Origin of the sequence: Oceanobacillus sp. AG (assembly GCF_009746545.1) — a bacterium.
In the GTDB taxonomy this organism is placed as follows: domain Bacteria; phylum Bacillota; class Bacilli; order Bacillales; family Amphibacillaceae; genus Oceanobacillus; species Oceanobacillus indicireducens.
In genome coordinates this window covers 90,742-108,129 of record NZ_WOWT01000007.1, presented here as the reverse complement: position 1 = coordinate 108,129, position 17,388 = coordinate 90,742, and the positions used below count along the sequence as shown (strand labels likewise).

General features: G+C 41.1%; 13 protein-coding genes. 12 read left to right on the top strand and 1 reads right to left on the bottom strand.

Annotated features, from left to right (window positions below; translation table 11 throughout):
- Positions 1-127: 127 nt before the first annotated feature.
- Entirely contained in the window at positions 128-1,837 is a 1,710-nt protein-coding gene (locus GN217_RS04740; RefSeq protein WP_156855513.1) for an Rqc2 family fibronectin-binding protein, read from the bottom strand.
- A gap of 94 nt (positions 1,838-1,931) precedes the next feature.
- On the opposite strand from GN217_RS04740, the gene GN217_RS04735 reads away from it, so the two are divergent.
- From GN217_RS04735 to rsgA, 12 genes are all read left to right on the top strand, one after another.
- Positions 1,932-4,589, top strand: a complete 2,658-nt coding sequence (locus GN217_RS04735; RefSeq protein WP_156855512.1) for a cation-translocating P-type ATPase — start codon at positions 1,932-1,934, stop codon at positions 4,587-4,589.
- Positions 4,590-5,421: 832 nt separating this feature from the next.
- Positions 5,422-6,291, top strand: coding sequence for a YicC/YloC family endoribonuclease (locus tag GN217_RS04730; protein ID WP_198042595.1), 870 nt, complete (start codon positions 5,422-5,424; stop codon positions 6,289-6,291).
- Between the two features lie 91 nt (positions 6,292-6,382).
- The gene (gene remA, locus GN217_RS04725) at positions 6,383-6,646 is read left to right on the top strand and encodes an extracellular matrix/biofilm regulator RemA (protein WP_156855510.1); all 264 of its coding nucleotides are present in this window, start codon (positions 6,383-6,385) and stop codon (positions 6,644-6,646) included.
- Between the two features lie 59 nt (positions 6,647-6,705).
- Positions 6,706-7,320 (top strand): guanylate kinase, encoded by a 615-nt coding sequence (gene gmk, locus GN217_RS04720; RefSeq protein ID WP_156855509.1) that lies wholly within the window; start codon positions 6,706-6,708, stop codon positions 7,318-7,320.
- Position 7,321: 1 nt separating this feature from the next.
- Entirely contained in the window at positions 7,322-7,522 is a 201-nt protein-coding gene (rpoZ, locus tag GN217_RS04715) for a DNA-directed RNA polymerase subunit omega (RefSeq protein WP_156855508.1), read from the top strand.
- A 170-nt stretch (positions 7,523-7,692) separates the two neighbouring features.
- Entirely contained in the window at positions 7,693-8,901 is a 1,209-nt protein-coding gene (gene coaBC / locus GN217_RS04710; RefSeq protein WP_156855507.1) for a bifunctional phosphopantothenoylcysteine decarboxylase/phosphopantothenate--cysteine ligase CoaBC, read from the top strand.
- Positions 8,898-11,306, top strand: a complete 2,409-nt coding sequence (priA, locus tag GN217_RS04705; protein WP_156855506.1) for a primosomal protein N' — start codon at positions 8,898-8,900, stop codon at positions 11,304-11,306. Before coaBC ends, priA begins: the two co-directional genes overlap by 4 nt.
- A gap of 39 nt (positions 11,307-11,345) precedes the next feature.
- A complete protein-coding gene (fmt, locus tag GN217_RS04700) occupies positions 11,346-12,287 on the top strand; it encodes a methionyl-tRNA formyltransferase (RefSeq protein WP_156855505.1) in 942 nt (313 codons plus the stop codon).
- A gap of 1 nt (position 12,288) precedes the next feature.
- Positions 12,289-13,638, top strand: coding sequence for a 16S rRNA (cytosine(967)-C(5))-methyltransferase RsmB (gene rsmB / locus GN217_RS04695; RefSeq protein WP_156855504.1), 1,350 nt, complete (start codon positions 12,289-12,291; stop codon positions 13,636-13,638).
- Positions 13,639-13,681: 43 nt separating this feature from the next.
- Positions 13,682-14,440: a Stp1/IreP family PP2C-type Ser/Thr phosphatase gene (locus tag GN217_RS04690; RefSeq protein WP_156855503.1), complete on the top strand. Its 759-nt coding sequence runs from the start codon at positions 13,682-13,684 to the stop codon at positions 14,438-14,440.
- Entirely contained in the window at positions 14,437-16,503 is a 2,067-nt protein-coding gene (gene pknB / locus GN217_RS04685) for a Stk1 family PASTA domain-containing Ser/Thr kinase (protein WP_156855502.1), read from the top strand. The genes GN217_RS04690 and pknB overlap by 4 nt, the downstream gene beginning before the upstream one ends.
- Positions 16,504-17,388 (top strand): ribosome small subunit-dependent GTPase A, encoded by an 885-nt coding sequence (rsgA, locus tag GN217_RS04680; RefSeq protein ID WP_156855501.1) that lies wholly within the window; start codon positions 16,504-16,506, stop codon positions 17,386-17,388.

The window sequence follows — 17,388 nt, the reverse complement described above, 5'->3', positions numbered from 1 at the left end:
ACTAGAACGTTCTACTGGAAGTCCGCAAGTTAGAGTCTCAATGTATTGGATCCTAGGATACACTCTAATTTGATTTCCATTCATAGCGAATCAATTGGATTAGTATAAATGTATCAGTGTCGAAAAATTACTTTTTCTGTCGATGTTGTTCTACGAATTTGGCGGAGGGGGTGACGAATAGGGTTTTTTGGTTGTCGTAGGTGACATAGCCTGGTTTCGCCCCGTTTGGCTTTTTCACATGACGAATCAACGTGTAATCAACTGGAACCGAAGAGGAATTTTGTGACTTACTGAAATAAGCTGCAAGTTTCGCCGCCTCGAGTAACGTTTCCTCACTGGGGTCTGTATGCCGAACAACAACATGCGAGCCCGGTATATCCTTCGTATGCAGCCAAATCTCATCGCGACGTGCGAGCCTCATCGTTAAATACTCATTTTGTTTATTATTCTTACCGACAAGAATTTCCGTTCCATCAGAAGCGATAAATGTTTCCGGTACCGGTTTTTGAACCTTGTTCTTCCGGCTTTTTGTCCGTTGTTTTCTTAAATACCCTTCATCCCTAAGTTCTTCTCTAATTTCCTCAATATCCTCTTCCCCAGCCACATCAATCTGTTGTAGCAGCCGATCAAAGTAATCAATTTCTTCTTCCGTTTTTTTAATTTCTGTCTGAACAATTTTCCTTGAATTCTTTAGCTTTTGGTAATTCTTAAAGAAGCGCTGGGCATTTTCACTAGGTGAAAGTTGCGGATTAAGTTCGATTTCCACTTCATTCTGTTCTGGATCATAATAATCGATTACATTTACAGCCGTGTCTCCTGGCTTTACAAGATGTAGATGAGCGGTCAGCAGTTCACCGTATTTTTGGTAATCATCCGCTTTTTCAGCTTTTTTCAATGTTTGGTAATGTTTTTTTAACTTCCGTTCGTTTTTATTTATTTCATTACGGATGAAGCGGGAAAGATCTTTCGCTTGTTGCTTCACTCTATCTCTTTCGGCTTTTCCGGAATAGAAATTGTCTAGCATCTCACTTACCGTATCGAAATTTTGTTTTGTTAGTTTGTCTGTTGTAATTTCTATAACATGGTAATCTTCACGATCATTTACATAGATTGCCGGTTGAAAGTTATTTGCAATAACGTCGTGGTTTATTTCTTCAAACTTTTCCTTATAAACGGACATATCACCAAGTTTAGCCCTTCTTACAATTTCTTTCGTGATAAAAGGCGAGTAGCCTGTAAGATGCTGGACAAGTTGTCTGTCTATTTTACCAGCATTGAAATCTATCCGTTTAATCAGATCCTCACCATCAATTTCTAATGGATTCAACTTATCTTGCTCAGGCGGCTTAACATAGTCATGTCCTGGGAGAATGGTCCTATGGCGGTTCTGTGCCATGGAAATATGTTTCATACTGTCAATAATTTTCCCCGTCTCTTCATTCACGAGAATGATATTACTATGTCTTCCCATCAGCTCAACAATTAACTGTTTCTCACTTTGGTCACCGATTTCATTTCTTGTAGTAAAAGAAAAAGTTATGACGCGTTCCAAACGATCTTGCTCAATCGAATTTATCGTTGCGCCACCAAGGTGCTTTCTAAGCACCATACAAAACATCGGCGGCTCTTTCGGATTGATGTAGCTGTCCTTTGTTATATGGATCCGCGCATACGTTGGATGTATGGAAAAGAGTAGGCTTTGGTTAACTCCTTGACTACGAATCGTAAAAATAAGTTCTTGGGCTGTCGGTTGGTAGATCTTTGAAATTTTCCCCGGTAGTAGTAGATCTTGTAATTCATTTGTTACTGCTCGTGTAACAATACCGTCAAATGGCATATCAATCACCTCATTGTAAATTATAGCATTAATTGAACGAGTACGGCATATAGATGGGGTAGAAGTGGATTAGTAAAGGGTTGGAGGAATGCTGATGAAATGGTATCAATTAGATATAGATGAAGTCGAAAAAAAATTACAGGTTACTATCCCACAAGGACTAACTGAAGAACAAGTACATGCAAGAAGAAAGAAATTTGGAGCGAACGAACTTGATGCCCAGAAGAAGCAATCCCGCTGGCTGCTGTTTCTGAAGCAATTTCAGGATTTCATGGTCCTTGTGCTATTAGGGGCCACATTAATTGCCGGTTTGCTCGGTGAATATGTCGATGCGATAGCGATTATGATTATCGTACTTGTAAATGGGTGCATCGGCTATTTTCAAGAACAGAAAGCGGAGGATTCCCTTGAGAAAATTAAACAATTATCAGCACCTATAAGTAATGTGAAAAGAAATGGGAAATGGAAAAAAATAAATTCACGTGAACTCGTGGCAGGGGATGTAGTGAAAATACAAAGCGGTGACCGAATCCCGGCAGATATCCGAGTTGTAGAAGCGAACAGCCTAGAAATTGAGGAATCGGCGTTGACTGGTGAATCCTTACCCGTCGCCAAAATTGGACAAGCTATGACGGAGACCGATCTCGACCCACAGGACCAGCTGAATATGGCGTTCATGGGCACTTTAGTAACAAAGGGACAAGGAATCGGTGTTGTCACAAGGACAGGGATGCAGACGGAAATGGGTAAAATTGCATCCTTAATCATGACAACGAGGAAGATTATGACACCGCTCGAACGGAAATTAGCGGAATTAGGTAAAGTTTTAATTATTGTTGCATTTCTCCTCACTGCATTAGTTGTTATTCTTGGAATTTTACAAGGTAGGCCGCTTTATCATATGGTTCTAGCTGGCGTTTCCTTAGCAGTAGCAGCGATTCCAGAAGGCTTACCAGCAATTGTAACTGTCGCTCTATCCCTCGGTGTACAAAGAATGATTAAACGGAAAGCGATTGTTCGCAAGCTTTCTTCCGTTGAAACATTAGGTTCTGCTTCGGTAATCTGTTCAGATAAGACAGGCACGATGACGGAGAATCAGATGACCGTTAAGAAGCTCTATCTGAACGGAGAGTTCCTTCATTTAACAGGAGAAGGTTACCAGATTAATGGAGAAATTTTGAATGGAGATCAAACTGTCGATGGGGACCATCCGAACTTGGATGCGATGCTTCGTTACGGCATTCTTTGTAATCAGGCAAATTTAAAGTTACAAGATGGACAATATACAATCGATGGCGATCCCGTTGATGGAGCCCTGCTTGTCGCAGCTCGGAAATTTGGATTAAATGAAGCGATAAAAGCAGAATATCGATTAGTGAAAGAATTTCCTTTTGACTCGGAAAGAAAGCGGATGAGTGTCGTTGTGGAAGATGAGAAAAGCAGACGTTATCTTATCGTAAAAGGAGCACCCGATGTATTGCTGCCAAGGTCATCATTCCATTTAACGAAAGATGGTAGAAAAGTCCTTGATTTAACGGGGAAAGATAAATTCAATCAAGCTATAGAGCGGATGGCAAGTGATGCTTTAAGGATTATTGGAATCGGTGTGCGTCCTTTACGGAAAGATGAATTGCTTGATGATGCCGCATTCCTAGAAACAGAAATCACTTTTATCGGATTATATGGGATGATCGATCCTCCGCGTAAAGAAGTAAAACCAGCCATCCTTGCTTGTAGACAAGCTGGAATCAAAACAGTAATGATCACTGGAGATCATGCGAATACTGCTACTGCAATAGCAAAGGAACTGGAATTACTCCCTGAATCGGGTCGTGCCGTGTCTGGAAGCGAATTAAATCAGATGACCCAGCATGAATTGGAAAAACAAATTGAAGAGATTTATGTTTTCGCTAGAGTAACCCCGGAACACAAATTAAGAATTGTAAAAGCTTTCCAGAGTCGAGGACATGTTGTGGCTATGACAGGGGACGGCGTGAATGACGCTCCATCTATCAAAGCTGCGGATATCGGCATTAGTATGGGGATTAGCGGGACCGATGTAACGAAAGAAGCTTCATCCCTCGTTCTAATGGATGATAACTTTGCAACGATCAAAGCAGCAATTGATGAAGGAAGGAATATCTATGAGAATATCCGGAAGTTCATTCGCTATTTACTAGCCTCGAATGTTGGAGAAATCCTTGTCATGCTATTTGCTGTCATGCTTAAAATGCCACTGCCACTTGTCCCAGTGCAAATACTGTGGGTAAACCTTGTAACAGATGGATTGCCGGCAATGGCGCTCGGTATGGATACATCCGAGGAAGATGTTATGAAACGAAAGCCGCGTAATCCGAGAGAGGGTGTTTTTGCAAGAGGGCTTGGTTATAAAATCGTCAGTAGAGGCATTTTGATCGGTCTTGTGTCTTTAATTGCTTTCCTGTTCGCTTATCATAATGATCCGGATAATCTCACTTATGCACGGACGATGACCTTTACTACACTTGTCATGGCACAGCTCATTCATGTATTTGAATGTCGGAGTGAAAAGTCCATTTTTGCTCGGAATCCATTTGAAAATAAATATTTACTATTTGCCGTTCTTTCATCTGTCCTGCTATTGCTCATTGTCGTATATTGGCCACCACTTCAACCGATATTCCATACTACTGCACTTGGAGTATTAGATTGGTTGATTGTGCTCATATTAAGTTTATTACCGACGATTCTATTCGCTTATACGAAGAAATAAATCCTGCCCGGTTTTCCTCTTGCCCCGTTGCAAGGAGAATCCGGGTATGTTTCATTACGCAGGAATAAGAAATCGTGGTAAGGTATACATAACTCAACTTTTTATGCCTGAAATAGTTATCTTATGGAAAAATTAGTAAAACTGACGATTTATTATAGTTATAGACAAGGTTCTAAACTTAGTTCGTTTTACCTTTAATTCCCTTTCAAAAGATAACCGAAAAAACTACTGACTACTTTCATTCAGCGTAAGTGCAACCTTCTCCTGGAGGTCCGCAGAGACACCTCTCGCTTTCCGCAGGTGGCTGGTGAGCCTCCTCGGGCTGTCGCCCTGTGGGGTCTCACCTATGCCTATCCTCCTGCTGGAGTCTCGAGGTGTCTGGACTGCTCCGAGTAAAGACCGTGATTTGGATTACTGTTTAATATTCCAGAAGTACAATCCTTATCATAACGGAATAATTTCTTTTTAAAATAATCCTTTAGACCAGTTCAGTTGCCCGGCGGACGGTGACTCCTACGGGAAAAGCACGAGTCCAGACCTGAGCAGGAAGCGGTTTTCTTCCGAGGAGGCTGAGGCCGTGCCCGTGGAAAGCATCCGTCCGCCGGGCAACTGAACGGTAATTAGAACGCTAATAAAATGAATGCACAAAACACTTACGCTGAATGAAAGTGATCACCGGTTCATATTGGAGAACTTTTTATTTAAGTAATTGCGTCTAAGTACATACCTCAAATATTTCGGGTACTTGATAAAAATGAATTACTTTTGTATTTTAGGATGAGTACATAAGAATACCGTTCATGAAAAGGTAGTGATTAAAATGCTTTCAAGTATGACAGGTTTTGGAAAACAAGTAATTGAACATGAAGAATACCAGATAACAGCGGAAATGCGCTCTGTTAATAACCGATTCCTAGATATTACAATAAAAATGCCGCGCAGCTTTTATTACCTCGAAGAAAAACTCAAAAAAATTATAAAAAACTATTTTAAACGAGGTAAAATTGAAGTATATATATCGATACAAGGTCAAGGATCGATTCATAAAAACGTACATGTAGACTGGGAAATACTGGGGCAGTATGTTGACCGCGTCGAAGAAATCAAGCAACACTATCCAATTAAAGGTGAGCTGAATATCGAGCAATTAGTGAATTTAGAGGATATATTTATCGTTGAGGAAGAAGAGATGCAAGATGAAACATTAACGACTAACCTGTTACAAGCGGTGGAAGAATCATGTAGAAAACTTTTGGAAATGAGGCGAGCGGAAGGAACTTTCCTTGAGCAAGATTTAGAGGAGCGATTACAAGTATTAGAGGATACGATGAACCACTTGCAGCACGTCCGTCCGAAAGTAATTGAAACCTACCGCGAAAGAATCAGTAAAAGGATTACCGAGCATCTTGCTGAGTACAATACAATTGACGAGGCAAGGATAATGCAAGAAGTTGCCATATTAGCTGAAAAAGGCGATATTACCGAAGAATTAACGAGACTGCAGAGCCATATCAATCAAATGAAAAATACGTTAAAGGAAGAAGGCAGTGTCGGCAGGAAGCTTGACTTCATCTGTCAGGAAATGCACCGGGAAGCAAATACGATCGGCTCAAAAGCTACAGCAGCGGAAATCAATGGGCTTGATGTTATATTGAAAACCGAAATAGAGAAAATAAAAGAACAAATACAAAATATCGAGTAATTAAAGATTTGATTGGATATAAGTATAAATATCTGTTAGATTAAAGTATAATGAATATCAGACGGTTTTTGCTGACAGAGGGGGAACGAAAGTGAATCTTACGTTAATAAATATAGGATTTGGTAATGTTGTTTCAGCTAATCGAATCATTTCTATTGTATCTCCGGAATCAGCTCCTATTAAACGGATTATTTCGGTTGCAAGGGATAACAATAAGTTAGTTGACGCTACATATGGCAGAAGAACGAGAGCGGTCATTATCACGGATAGTGATCATGTCGTATTATCTGCAGTCCAACCGGAGACGGTCGGGCAACGAGTCATGAACCATGAGGAAGTAACGGAGGAATCATAAATTATTCGTATATAAGATGATTTCTTTATAGAGTAAGTTTGTAATAGGAGGAAGAGCAATTGAAGGATGAGTCAGGTATATTATTTATCCTTTCAGGACCATCTGGTGTTGGAAAAGGAACCGTTCGAAAAAGGCTTTTTGAGGAGCAGACAGATTTACAATACTCCATTTCCATGACAACTAGAAATATGCGACCGGGTGAAGTGGAGGGTGTAGATTATTTTTACCGTTCGAAAGAAAAATTCGAGCAAATGATTACAGATAACGAACTTTTAGAATACGCCAAATATGTTAATAATTATTATGGAACACCGAAAGCTTTTGTTGAGGAAACATTAGCAAAGGGAAAAGACGTATTTCTTGAGATTGAAGTCCAAGGAGCTTTACAGGTGAAAAATAACTTCCCGCAAGGAGTTTTTATTTTTCTCTTTCCTCCGAGTCTTGATGAATTAAAGAACCGCATCGTAAGCCGTGGAACGGAAACGGAAGAACTTGTCGGCAACCGGTTAAAAGAGGCCCGTAATGAAATTGAAATGATGCATGCTTATGATTATGTAGTCGTAAATGATGACGTCGATCTAGCCGTGGACCGAGTAAAAGCGATTATTAAAGCGGAGCATATGAAAAGAGAACGAGTGGAAATGCTATATAGAAAAATATTGGAGGTAGATTGACATGATGCTAGAACCATCCATTGACCAGTTACAGGAAAAAATTTATTCAAAGTATGAATTAGTCACACTATCTGCAAGACGTGCAAGGCAGTTGGCTGAAAATAAAAAATCGATGGTTGAAGAGCCATCTTCCCACACGTTTGTTGGGGTGGCACTAGAAGAAATTGCGGATGGAAAATTGTATATTGCAGAAGAAGAATAAACGCCTCGCTTTTATAGCGGGGTTTTTTCTTTTTGAAATGTCCATACGTCCTCCACTGTGTTTCCTTTATCTCATTACGTAGTATTCCAGTTTGTACGTCCCTATGCGCACGCTTCCGCTTTTGTTGTTAAATATGTTAAACTGAAGGGAGTTGAGAAGGGGGTTTTTGTGTGGTTAGAGGAAAGAATATTTTGTTGGGGGTTTCTGGTGGGATTGCTGTTTACAAGGCTTGTGCGCTTACGAGTAAGTTGACACAAAAAGGTGCGAATGTAAGAGTCTTGATGACGGAAAATGCAACGAAATTTGTTTCTCCGCTCACCTTCCAGGCCTTATCCCGAAACCCTGTATATATAGATACTTTTGACGAAAAAGATCCTGAAAAGATTGCCCATATTGATTTAGCTGATTGGGCAGAGATTGCGATAATCGCCCCAGCGACAGCCAATATTATTGGAAAGTTAGCGAACGGGATTGCGGACGATATGCTGTCCACTACTCTGCTTGCAACCCGGGCGGAAGTGTATATTGCTCCTGCGATGAATGTGCATATGTATGCAAATCCTGCTGTAGTTGAGAACATGCAGCAATTGGATGAGTGGGGATATCACTTCATTGAACCAGGTGCCGGTTATTTAGCTTGTGGCTACGTTGGGAAAGGTAGACTCGAAGAACCGGAAACAATTATCGAAGTGATCGAGGACCATCAACAAAAGGACGAGCCTTTAAAAGGAAAACGCGTCTTGATTTCTGCCGGACCTACACGGGAAGTCATTGACCCAGTCCGTTTCTTATCTAATCGCTCATCAGGAAAAATGGGCTTTGCCTTAGCTGAAGCTGCAGCAGAACTCGGTGCCGAAGTGACGGTTGTAGCGGGACCTACAGGTAATCAGATGAAGAACGGTGGTATTAAACGGGTCGATGTTGTCTCCGCAGAAGAAATGTATCAGGCAATCCATCGATTTTTCCCAGAAAGTGATATTGTAATAAAAGCCGCAGCAGTATCGGATTACCGGCCGAAACAAACTTTTAAAGAAAAAGTTAAAAAATCAGGCGATGATCTTATTATAGAAATGGAACGAACAAAGGATATTCTCCAGTCTCTGGGAGAGGAGAAGCAGCACCAATTCCTTGTTGGGTTTGCAGCAGAGACCGAAAAAGTCCTTGAATACGGTAAAGGTAAATTAGAAAAGAAAAATCTTGATGCTATTGTGATTAATAATGTTTCTTCTGAAGGGGCAGGTTTTGCGGGCGATACAAACATCGTTACGTATTTAAATCGTAAGCTGGAAGAAGAAAACTTACCGCTTGCATCGAAAAAAGTAATTGCAGAAAATTTATGGAAACTTATTATTCGTGATATGAAGGATGAGTTAGATTGAACGTAGCAAAAGTAATCGTCGATGTGCCTTCTTTTGCCATCGACCAAACCTTTGATTATGAAATACCAGACCGTTTCACGCATGTGCTGACTCCGGGGATGCGTGTTATTGTTCCGTTTGGTCCAAGGAAAATTATGGGGTTTGTAGTAGAAATCACGGATACATCATCCTTTAATAAGTTAAAACCTATTGAAGAAGTGCTAGACTTAGTTCCCGTTCTTACAAAAGAATTGCTTGATTTAGGTAAATGGTTAGCTCATCGAACACTATCCCTTTCAATTGTTGCTCTACAAGTAATGCTTCCCCAGGTACTCAAGTCGAAGTATAAGAAAGAGATCAATCGTCTCAGCGGTGAAGTATTGTCAGATGAATTGGAAGATCTGTTCCAAGGTCGGGATGTTATTCCATTTGAAGAATTTGAAGCCTCTGCGTTAAACTATCAACATTTAAAAAAAGCAGTAGATGCAGGGGAAGTCCAGATCGATTATATCGTTAAGTCGAAAATCACAAAGAAATTTGAAACATTCGTATATCCGAAAAAAGAAATTCACTTATTGGAAGAAGCTTTACATGATTTGTCCCAATCTGCAAGGAAGCAGCGGGCAATTATTGAATTTTTCATTGAAAACCCGCAGGAGATTAAACAGAAATCATTACTGCAAACGATAGGAACGACAACAAGCACGGTGAAGGCATTAATTGATAAAGGACTTCTAGATACATACCAAAAAGAAACATATCGGAATCCGTATAATGATGATGCAATCGAACGAACAGATCCGCTTCCGCTAAAGCCCGAACAACAACAAGCGATTGAACCAATCCTAGCAAGTATTGAAAATAATGAACATGAAGTGATCCTTGTGCACGGTGTAACCGGCAGCGGGAAAACGGAAATTTATTTACAAGCGATTCAAGAAGTAATTAAGAAAGGGAAAGAAGCGATTGTGCTCGTCCCCGAGATTTCCCTAACACCTCAGATGGTGAAACGATTCAAAGGTAGATTCGGGAGAAATGTAGCTGTCATGCACAGTGCGTTGTCAGCGGGGGAGAAATTTGATGAATGGCGGAAAATCCAACGTAAAGAAGTGCAAGTTGTTGTCGGAGCCCGTTCCGCTATCTTTTCCCCATTTGAAAACCTCGGGATTATCATTATTGATGAAGAGCATGAGACAAGCTATAAGCAAGAAGATCAACCGCGTTATCATGCAAGGGATGTTGCAATTAAAAGAGGGAAGGATCAAAACTTCCCAGTCGTTCTTGGGAGTGCCACTCCGACCCTTGAATCCTATGCGAGAGCCGCAAAAGGAGTATATAAGTTAGCTACCCTCACGAAAAGGACGAATGATAAACCGCTGCCTGAAGTCATTACCGTCGATATGCGAAGGGAGCTCCACGCAGGGAACCGAACGATGTTCTCGCGTCTGCTCATGGAGAAAATAAGAGATTGTATTGCAAAAGGTGAACAAATTGTCCTTCTCTTAAACAGAAGAGGATACTCGACCTTTATTATGTGCCGGGACTGTGGGCATGTAAAAGAATGCCCGCATTGTGATATTGCCTTAACCTATCATAAGAACAGCCATTTGCTGAAGTGTCATTACTGTTCGTATGAAGAAGAAGTGCCAAACGTGTGTCCAGAATGTTCCAGTGATTTGATCCGTTACTTTGGTACAGGGACACAGCGGGTGGAAGAGTCACTCACCCAATTAATCCCCGAAGCCCGAGTGATCAGGATGGATGTAGATACGACGAGAAGAAAAGGTGCTCATGAAAAGCTGCTTCGTGAGTTCAGTGAACATAAAGCAGATATTCTTTTAGGAACGCAAATGATCGCAAAAGGACTCGATTTTGAAAATGTCACATTGGTTGGGGTGCTCACGGCCGATTCCATGCTACATTTGCCTGATTTTCGATCATCTGAAAAGACATTTCAGCTTCTTACCCAAGTAAGCGGTCGTGCAGGGAGGCATGATTTACCTGGAGAAGTCATTGTTCAAACCTACACACCGGATCATTATAGTATCGAACTTGCGAGTAAGTATAACTTTGAAGACTTTTATAAAAAAGAAATGGCGATGCGAAGAGCGTTTCGCTATCCTCCTTACTATTATCTGGCGCTCATAACGATTACGCATGAGAACCATGTACAAGTTGTACAGGCTACACAGCAGTTCGTTCAACAATTATTGATGAAAGTTGATCCAGAAACAATCATCCTTGGACCGACACCTTCACCAATCCCACGCATTAAGGATAGATATCGTTACCAATGCATGATAAAATACAAGCACGAACCTAAGTTACGTACTTTTATTCAAGAAGTTACAAACAACTTTAAAGAACAGATTCAAAAACACGACTTACAAATTATTGTTGATATGCAACCTTATCAGATGATGTAATAGAACAACATCATGATGGATTAGAAAGTAGGTAAAAAAATGAAAAGAATCGTATTTATGGGGACACCGGACTTTTCTGTACCAATTCTTCACGCGCTTGCCCGCGAGGAGCACGAAATAGTTTTAGTAGTGACCCAGCCCGACAGACCCAAGGGGAGAAAACGAGTTATTACGCCTTCCCCAGTGAAACAGGCTGCAGAAGATTTGGGGCTGCCGGTGTTCCAGCCAGAACGATTGCGAGAAGATTATCAAGCAATAATGGATGCAAATCCGGATGTTATTGTCACAGCGGCTTATGGTCAATTGCTTCCGAATAAACTGCTCGAAGCACCACCGTTCGGCTGTATTAACGTCCATGCATCTTTACTACCGGAATTGCGGGGCGGGGCACCGATTCACCATGCCATTATTCAAGGTAAAAAAGAAACAGGGATCACCATTATGTATATGGTCGAGAAACTCGATGCGGGTGATATGCTGGCACAAGTCACCGTACCAATTGCTGCCCGAGACCATGTCGGTACCCTTCATGATAAATTATCGGAAGCTGGTGCTAAGTTATTAATCGAAACACTCCCAAAACTGTTTAACAGACAGCTGACAACAATCCCGCAGGAAGAAGAACAGGCGACGTTCGCAGCGAACATTAAACGAGAAGATGAATGGATTGATTGGAATAAGAGCAGTACGGAAATTTACAATCAAATCCGTGGCTTACATCCATGGCCGGTTGCCTACACGACCTATCTTGGTAAAACAATGAAGATATGGTGGGGTGAAACCGATGGGAAAACATATGAAGGAAAGGCCGGGGAAATCGTCGCTAAAAATGATCAGGCTGACTTCATTGTCGTTTGCGGGGATAAAAAAGGAATTCGAATTACAGAAATTCAACCAGCAGGTAAAACAAGGATGCTTGTCAAAGATTATCTTCAAGGGTCGGGCGAGCGAATTCAAGTCGGCGTACGTTTAGGAGAATAAGATGAAGACAACTAAACTAAGAAACTTGATACTGGAATTATTAGTACGGATTGAAAAGGACCATGGCTTCAGTCATTTATTAATCAATCAAGAAATAAAGAAAAATGAACTGAATCCAAAAGACGAAGCACTCTTAACACAGATTGTCTACGGAACATTGGAAAGGAAAATGACGCTCGATTACTATCTTTCCAAGTATGTTGACCCGAATAAAAAAATCGACGACTGGGTAAGAATGCTATTACGGATGTCCGTCTACCAAATGGTTTATTTGAATAAGATTCCAGACCATGCAGTTATTCATGAAGCAGTTGAAATTGCAAAGAAAAAGGGACATCGTGGCATCCAGGGTTTTGTCAACGGGGTTCTCCGGAATATTCAGCGAAATGGCGTTCGCGATTTAGCTGAGATAAAAGATCCGCTGAAGAGACTTTCTGTTGAGACAAGTCACCCTAAATGGCTTGTGAACCGCTGGATTCAGCAGTATGGCTTTCAAACAGCTGAAGCAATCTGCCAGGCAAATTTAAAAGAGAAGCCGATGTCCGTCCGTATTCAACCATTAAAAATTTCCCGTGAAGAAGCGATGGCTGAATTGGAACAGGAAGGATTTACTGTAAAACCTTCCCTTTTTTCAAAGCAAGGCATTCAAATTGAGAAAGGGAATGTGCTATCAAGTAAATTATTTACTGAAGGAAAACTGACAATTCAAGATGAGAGCTCGATGTTAGTTGCCGAAATGTTAAAACCTGAACCTGGAATGGATGTTCTCGATTCCTGCAGTGCTCCAGGCGGGAAAGCAACACATATAGCGGAGAAAATGCTTAACGAAGGAATTGTATATGCCCATGACCTGCACAAGAAGAAAGTGAAGCTCATCGAGGAAAAGCAAAGAACATTAGGGCTCTCTATCATCCATGCAACGGCTCATGATGCTCGTAAATTAAAAGAAAAATACGCTGAAGCAAGCTTTGACCGGATTCTGGTTGATGCACCTTGTTCAGGTCTAGGAGTAATCAACAGTAAGCCGGAGATCAAATATGAAAAGTCAGAGCAAGATATTGAAAGGCTGCACATAATCCAGCTTGATATTCTCAATCATGTTGCTGATTTACTTAAGGATGATGGTTTATTCGTCTACAGCACATGTACGATTGAAAAAATGGAGAATGAACAAGTGGTAAAAAGCTTTCTTAAGGAAAATCCTGCTTTTACAGTCGATGGCGATTTCTTTAAGGAGCTTCCGGAAGAATTACAGTCTTCTATCGGTATCACCGAATATGGATTTCAGCTATTCCCGCAGAGTTTCGGCACGGACGGTTTCTTTCTTACCCGTTTAAAGAAAGGAACTTGACGTCATTCTATGTAAAAGGAAGTCAGAATAAAGGGGGGTCAACATGGAAGCATACTTTATAACGGATGTCGGCAAGGTGCGAAGCCATAACGAAGATTCAGGCGGCATCTTTTATAATCAGGCAAATCAAGTGCTCGCAATCGTCGCTGATGGAATGGGAGGTCATTCTGCCGGAGAAGTTGCGAGCGAACTTGCGACAAATTTCATTCAACAGAAATGGGAAAAAGAAGTCCAGTTTCAACAGGCAACGGAACTGGAAGCTTGGATATTGGAGACGGTAAAAGAAGCGAATGACGTCGTCTATACGGAAGCAAAAGAACAAGTAGAGCTTGAAGGAATGGGCACTACTGTTGTCCTTGCTGCCTGCACAGATGAATTCATCACGATCGCCCATATTGGAGACAGTCGTGGCTATTTATATAACGACGGAAAGCTAAAGCAACTTACTGAGGATCATTCGTTAGTTAATGAATTGCTCCGTGCCGGACAAATTTCACCCGATGATGCAGCCTACCATCCAAGGAAAAATGTTTTAGTACGTGCACTTGGAACAGAGGCAATGACAGAATGTGAGATTCAGACAATTGGTTGGGAAGTGGAAGATAAACTGTTACTATGTTCTGATGGGTTGACCAATAAACTAATGGATGCAGAAATAGAGGATATCCTGTCTAAACAAGCTGTTTTGCAGGAAATAGGTGAAGAAATGATTGGTCTTGCAAACGAGCGTGGTGGAGAGGACAACATCTCGATCGCACTTATACACCATGAACAGGCAGTGAGAGCGGGTGAAACGGAATGAGACAAGGCCAGCTATTAAATGAACGCTACAAGATCATTAAAAAGATTGGTAGCGGTGGTATGGCAGAAGTTTATCTTGCGCGCGATACAATCCTGGAGCGTGATGTTGCAATTAAAGCACTCCGGAGTGAGTATATTAACGACACGGAATTTACTACCCGCTTTGACAGGGAAGCACAAGCTGCAACGAGCCTGACTCATCCTAATATTGTAAATATCTTTGATGTTGGGGAAGAAGAAGACAATCTTTATATGGTTATGGAATATGTTGACGGTTTAACATTGAAAGAATACATACAACAACAAGGCCCGATTGAGGTCAATGAAGCGGTAGATATTGTTAAGCAAATCATATCAGCTATTGCCCATGCCCATGATAATGATATTGTCCATCGGGATATTAAACCGCAAAATATTCTGATGAACAGCTTTGGTCAAGCAAAGGTCACGGACTTTGGAATTGCGATTGCGTTAAGTGCCACTTCACTCACTCAGACGAATTCCATTCTCGGCTCTGTCCACTACCTATCTCCTGAACAGGCAAGAGGCGGTATGGCAACGAAAAAATCGGATATTTATTCGATTGGGATTCTGTTTTACGAGTTATTAACCGGTCGCTTGCCTTTTTCCGGTCAATCACCTGTGTCGATTGCTTTGAAACATTTACAAAGTAAAACACCATCTGTAAGACAATATAATCCAGATATACCACAGAGTGTAGAAAATATCGTATTAAAAGCAACTGCAAAAGACCCGTTCCACCGTTACCAGTCCATCTATGAACTTGAAGATGCAGTCAACCATGCACTTGATCCGGACCGGCTGAACGAACCGCCCTACGAACCACCAGTAGAAGCCGGCGAGGAAACGCGGGCGATTCCAATTATAACCGATGATCAGTTTCATGGTTCGGAAAATGAGGAAACAATCGTAAGTAAGCCAAATAATACAACGAAATCTTATCCTCCAAAACCGGATGAAAAAGGAAATAAAAAGAAAGGCAAGAAACCGAAAGAAAAGAAGAAAAAAAGCAAGAAGAAAAAGTGGTTGCTCATTATAAGTATACTCTTCGTTTTGCTTGCGGCTACTGTTGTTGTGTTATTTTTTGTGCCTGGAATTTTGTTGCCAAAAGATGTTGAGCTTATTGACGTCGTGGGAGAAGAATATGAGGATGCAAAAGAGCAGCTAGAGAATTTGAATCTTATTGTTGAGGAAGAACTCACATTTTCCGATGAAGTTGAAGAGGGACATGTTATTTCCATGAGTCCGTCTGCTGGGCGTACAGTGAAAGAAGAATCAACGGTTACATTAACTGTAAGTGAAGGGAAAGAACATTTTCCGATGGAGGATTATGTCGGACAAGATATCGATCAAGTGATGCATATCTTAGAAGGTGAAGGATTCGATCCAGAGAATATTTTCACCGTTGAAAAACATTCCGATCGTCCATCAGGAGAAATTACGAATCAACTCCAGCCCTCACCAGATACAGAGGTCATCCCGAGCGAAACCCGGGTAATATTCGAAGTGAGTATTGGTCCTGAGCTGATCAGTTTGAATAATTTAACGGGTATGACAGAGAAAGAAGCAAGGGATTATTTGGAAAAGAATAATCTTGTGTTCACAAAACATGAAGAGAATTCGGATAATGTAGAAGAAGGCAAAGTAATCCGACAATCACCTGAGTCTGGAACTGAACTGGAAGAAGGCGCATCCGTTGATGTATATATTTCCACCGGTCCACGTGAAATACCACCAACCTCCCACCGTATCACGCTTACTGTTCCTTACACAGGAAATAGCGAGGATGAAGATGATGAAACAGGAGAAGAAGGTACGGAAGAAGAGGAGACACCAGAAGAGCCGGTAGAACAGACCGTACGTATTTATATTGGTGACGTGAATAACAATGTTTCGGATGTTTATGAAGAATTAACAATTACGGAAGATACTCCGGTAACTTTCACACTTCTCATTGCTTACAATGACGAAGCGGAATATATCATTACGAGAGACGATGAAATTGTGACGAACGATGTAGTATCTTATGAAGAGGGTGACTAAATGGAGGAAGGCAGAATTATTAAAGCATTAAGCGGCTTCTATTATGTGAAGACAGAAGACGGGTCAATCTATCAATGCCGCGGGAGAGGGGTATTCCGTAACCAGAATATTACCCCCCTCGTCGGTGATCTTGTGACCTTCGAGTATGAAGATCCAAATGAAGGATATATCATGGAAATTAAGCCCCGTTCGAATGAGCTGGTACGGCCGCCGATTGCCAATATAACACAAGCGATTATCGTTACTTCTGCTAAAGCACCTGATTTCAATGAGACATTATTAGATCGTTTTTTAGTACTTATCGAGTCGAGAGACATTCAACCAGTCATTTTTATTACAAAGATGGATTTAACATCTGCCACAGAAAAAGAAAAAATGGAATCGTACCGCAAGTTATACGAGAATATTGGTTATCGTACAGAGCTGCTATCCATGAAGGACGGGCAAGGCTTTAATGCTCTCGAGCACTATTTTAAGGATCATATTACTGTTATTGCTGGTCAGTCTGGTGTTGGAAAATCAACTATTCTTAATATGCTTGACGACTCCCTTGATTTAAAGACAGGTGAGATATCTGAAAGCCTTGGAAGAGGGAGACATACGACAAGACATGTTGAATTGCTCGAAATGTATAATGGTCTTGTTGCAGATACACCGGGTTTTAGCTCCCTTGAATTCGATACATTGGAAGCAAATGAATTATCTTATTGTTTCCCCGAATTTCGCGAACGATTGGGAGACTGTAAATTTAGGGGATGTATGCATCTAAAAGAACCTAAATGTGCAGTAAAGGCAGCAGTTTCAACAGGAGAAATTGCCGCATCACGTTACGGAAATTATGTAAGATTTTTAGAAGAAATTATGTTGAGAAAGCCGAGGTATTAA

Bases quoted from the DNA above. Each gene is read 5' to 3' on its own strand.
- GN217_RS04735 (WP_156855512.1), top strand. From the start codon at position 1,932: ATGAAATGGTATCAATTAGATATAGATGAAGTCGAAAAAAAATTACAG.
- GN217_RS04740 (WP_156855513.1), bottom strand. From the start codon at position 1,837: ATGCCATTTGACGGTATTGTTACACGAGCAGTAACAAATGAATTACAA.
- rsgA (WP_156855501.1), top strand. From the start codon at position 16,504: ATGGAGGAAGGCAGAATTATTAAAGCATTAAGCGGCTTCTATTATGTG.
- pknB (WP_156855502.1), top strand. From the start codon at position 14,437: ATGAGACAAGGCCAGCTATTAAATGAACGCTACAAGATCATTAAAAAG.
- fmt (WP_156855505.1), top strand. From the start codon at position 11,346: ATGAAAAGAATCGTATTTATGGGGACACCGGACTTTTCTGTACCAATT.
- GN217_RS04730 (WP_198042595.1), top strand. From the start codon at position 5,422: ATGACAGGTTTTGGAAAACAAGTAATTGAACATGAAGAATACCAGATA.
- rsmB (WP_156855504.1), top strand. From the start codon at position 12,289: ATGAAGACAACTAAACTAAGAAACTTGATACTGGAATTATTAGTACGG.
- rpoZ (WP_156855508.1), top strand. From the start codon at position 7,322: ATGATGCTAGAACCATCCATTGACCAGTTACAGGAAAAAATTTATTCA.
- GN217_RS04690 (WP_156855503.1), top strand. From the start codon at position 13,682: ATGGAAGCATACTTTATAACGGATGTCGGCAAGGTGCGAAGCCATAAC.